Genomic DNA, 3,393 nt, shown 5'->3' on the forward strand with positions numbered 1-3,393 from the left:
TGCTTTCCGGCATGCTGGCCGCGGCGCTGTCGGTCGCGCTGTACAAGGTGGAAGACCTGTTCGCGAAACTCCCGCTGCACTGGATGTGGTGGCCGGCGCTCGCGGGCGTGGTCATCGGCATCGGCGGGTTCATCGAGCCGCGCGCGCTCGGTGTCGGTTACGACGTCATCGACGACCTGCTGCACCAGAACGTCCTGATGCAGGTGGCCGTGGGCCTGCGCGTGGTCAAGGCGATCATGTGGGTGGTGGCGCTGGGCTCCGGCACCTCCGGCGGCGTGCTGGCGCCCTTGCTGATGCTCGGCGCGGGCCTGGGCGTGGTGCTCAGCCGGATCCTGCCGGGCGCGGATCCGATGCTGTGGCCGCTGGTCTGCATGACCGCCACGCTGGGTGGCACGCTCGGGGCACCGCTCACCGCGATCGTCTTCGGTTTCGAACTGACGCACGATAGCCACGCGATGCTGCCGTTGCTGGCCGCGACACTCACTGCGCATGCGTTCGTCACGGTGACGATGCGCCGCTCCATCATGACCGAGAAGATCGCGCGCCGCGGTTACCACATCTTCCGCGAGTACGGGGTCGATCCTCTGGAGCGTCACGCCGTGCGTGAGGTCATGACGACCCAGGTGCAGGCGGTCGATGCGGCGATGCCCCTCGCCACAGTCCTGGCAACGTTCTTCGGCGCCGGCCAGTCACATCGCGCCTTCCCGGTCGTGGCCGGGCAGGTCGTGACCGGCATGGTCGATCGCGCGTCGCTACAGGCGTGGCTTGATGCGGGGTTCAGCGGGATGATCGGCGAAGCACTCGCCGGGGTTACGGTAGAAGTGGCCCAGCCTGGTGACACGTGCCAGCAGGTCGCGGCGCGCATGGCCGTGCATCAGCTCGAACGCATGCCCGTCGTCGATGGCGCGTCGTCGCGCCGGCTGGTGGGCATCGTTTCGCGCAGCGACCTGGTGCGGCCGCTGGATACGCACTTCAACGAGGAACACCGGCGCGAGCGCTTCTGGCGCCCGCGCCCGGGCCCGTCGCGCTAGAACACGTGGCGTAGCAGCCAGAACAGCACCGCGGCCAGCGCGATCGACACCGGCAGGGTCAGCACCCAGGCCAGCAGCATATTGCGGACGGTGGGCCATTGCAGGCCCGAGCCATTCGCGGTCATGGTGCCGGCCACGCCGGATGAGAGAACATGCGTCGTGCTCACCGGAAGGCCGAACCGGTCGGCCGCGCCGATGGTCAGCATCGCGACGACTTCAGCCGAAGCGCCCTGCGCGTAGGTGAGGTGCTGCTTGCCGATGCGCTCGCCGACCGTGCGCACGATGCGCCGCCAGCCGACCATCGTGCCGAGGCCGAGCGCGATCGCGACAGCCACCTTCACCCAGGTCGGGATGAACTTCGTCGCCTTGTCGAGCAGGCCGTGGTAGTTGTCCAGCACGGCCTGGTCGTCCGCGGAGAACGCCGGCTGCTTCTCCTTCGCCATAAGGCGCAGCGCCTCGGAACTCAGGTACATGTTGTTGCGTACGTTGTTCACCTCGTGCTGCGGCAGGTCCGCCAGCGAGGGACGCTGCGCAACCTGGTCCGCGACCGTGGTGGTGAGCTGGTTCAGCGCGGCCAGCGTCTGCGGCGTCGCGTGGCGGCTCTGGATGTAGGTTTCGATCTCGTGGCGCGGATCGGCGATCACGCCGGCACCGGTGGCGTACTTCGACATCGTCTCGCTGGCGTGGTGGGCCACGGAAACGAAGGTCTGCGTCTCGCTGCTGGTCACCGCCTTGTTCAGCGCATATGCGCTGGGCACCGTGCCGATCAGGATCAGCATGATCAGGCCCATGCCCTTCTGCCCGTCGTTCGAACCGTGGGCGAACGACACGCCGGTGCAGGTCAGGATCAGCAGGCAGCGGACCCAGAACGGCGGCGGCTTGTCGCCGTGCGGTTCGGCGTAGAGTTCCGGCGCCTTGACGAAGGTTTTCAGCGCGAGCAGCAGCAGGTAGGCCAGGCCAAAGCCGATCAGCGGCGAGAACAGCAGCGATTTGCCGACGCTGAGCGCCTGGCCCCAGTCCACCGCGGCATTCGCGTCGCCCGCATTCATCATCTGGTTCATCACGCCCACGCCGATGATCGACCCGATCAGCGTGTGTGAACTCGACGAGGGCAAGCCCAGCCACCACGTGCCCAGGTTCCAGATGATCGCGGCGAGCAGCAGCGCGAACACCATGGCGAAACCGGTGCCAGTACCGACATTGAGTACCAGGCCGATCGGCAGCAGTTGCAACACGGCGTAGGCGACCGCACCGCTGGAAATCAGCACGCCGACGAAGTTCCAGCTTCCCGACCACACCACGGCGAAGGTCGCGGGCAGCGAGCGGGTGTAGATCACCGTCGCCACGGCGTTGGCCGTGTCGTGGAAACCGTTGACGAATTCGAAGCCCAGCGCGATCAGCAGGGCAATGCCCAGGAGCACGTATTCGAAGGTAGGACTGGCCGGCGCGACCGTCAGGTCATGGCCGAGTTGGGAACCGACGTAGATAGCCGCGGCGAGGAGCACGCCCCCGAAGACGAGGAGGCTGATCATTCGGGTCTGCGGGGAGCCGACGGGCTGGGAGCTCAGGACGGTGCTGTTCATCGCGTGCCTCCGGTCATGACCTCCTTACAAGTAGCAACGCACTATGACTGTCTGGTGTCAGGATGCACGATCCGTACGCCCGGTTCTTCACATGCCATGCACGCTTGTATGCCACCAACGACCGCACCGACATTCGCAAGGTTCTGGCCCCGTTCGCCGGGAGAAGGCGCTCGTCTGCATGAGTCCCGCTATGCCCATCGCGGTCCATGGCGCGAACCAGATGCAGGGTGATGTCGATGCGCGTTGATGCAACCTTCGACATCCCTTCCGAATGTTCCGCGATCGAAGACAGAGGCGGGACCGCTCTTCTAAAATAGCCGCAATCAGGGTGCTCATTCGCTCCTCGGTATTCACTCACCGGAATCCGTTCATGCCTGGAAAGTACAGCGCGGCCACTCTTCTGCCACCGCTTCGGCTATTCATAGAGGCGCGCAATAAGGCCATCGCGGCGGGCTTCACCGATAACGGTGGGGCGATTCACTCCGTGGAGAGGATTCTGGACCTCCTGGGCCAGCGGGTGAAATATCCGGGCCTGGGCCACATCAACAATCTTAAGAAGTACGAGCATGCCGAGTGCAGCCACGAGGCGCATTTGGCGAGGAAGCGCGGCGAGAAGGTCTTGATCGAGTACGTGATGCCGCAGCGAGACTTTGCGCGCGCCGTCATTGAAGTCGTCAACGGCGGGGCGACTGACGAACAGGTCGTGGCGTTCATTGCCGAACGTTACCGCCTGGTGTTGCTGACTCAGGAGGAGACCACCGCATTAAATCGCCTTAACC

General features: G+C 65.3%; 3 protein-coding genes. 2 read left to right on the forward strand and 1 reads right to left on the reverse strand.

Translation table 11 applies throughout. The annotated features are described in order from the left end of the window. The coding region (locus tag ACTHLF_RS09580; RefSeq protein ID WP_440326918.1) for a chloride channel protein at positions 1 to 1,031 on the forward strand (1,031 nt) is incomplete at its 5' end. Here the strand turns inward: ACTHLF_RS09580 and ACTHLF_RS09585 are convergent. Continuing rightward, positions 1,028 to 2,614, reverse strand: coding sequence for an inorganic phosphate transporter (locus ACTHLF_RS09585; RefSeq protein WP_440326920.1), 1,587 nt, complete (start codon positions 2,612 to 2,614; stop codon positions 1,028 to 1,030). The genes ACTHLF_RS09580 and ACTHLF_RS09585 overlap by 4 nt on opposite strands. 370 nt (positions 2,615 to 2,984) lie before the next feature. On the opposite strand from ACTHLF_RS09585, the gene ACTHLF_RS09590 reads away from it, so the two are divergent. Further along, positions 2,985 to 3,393: hypothetical protein (locus ACTHLF_RS09590; protein WP_440326922.1), on the forward strand; the 409-nt coding region annotated here is incomplete at its 3' end.

Origin of the sequence: Luteibacter sp. (genome assembly GCF_051958795.1) — a bacterium.
Lineage (GTDB): Bacteria > Pseudomonadota > Gammaproteobacteria > Xanthomonadales > Rhodanobacteraceae > Luteibacter.

Coding starts and splice junctions, on each gene's coding strand:
- ACTHLF_RS09585 (WP_440326920.1), bottom strand. CDS start 2,614: ATGAACAGCACCGTCCTGAGCTCCCAGCCCGTCGGCTCCCCGCAGACC.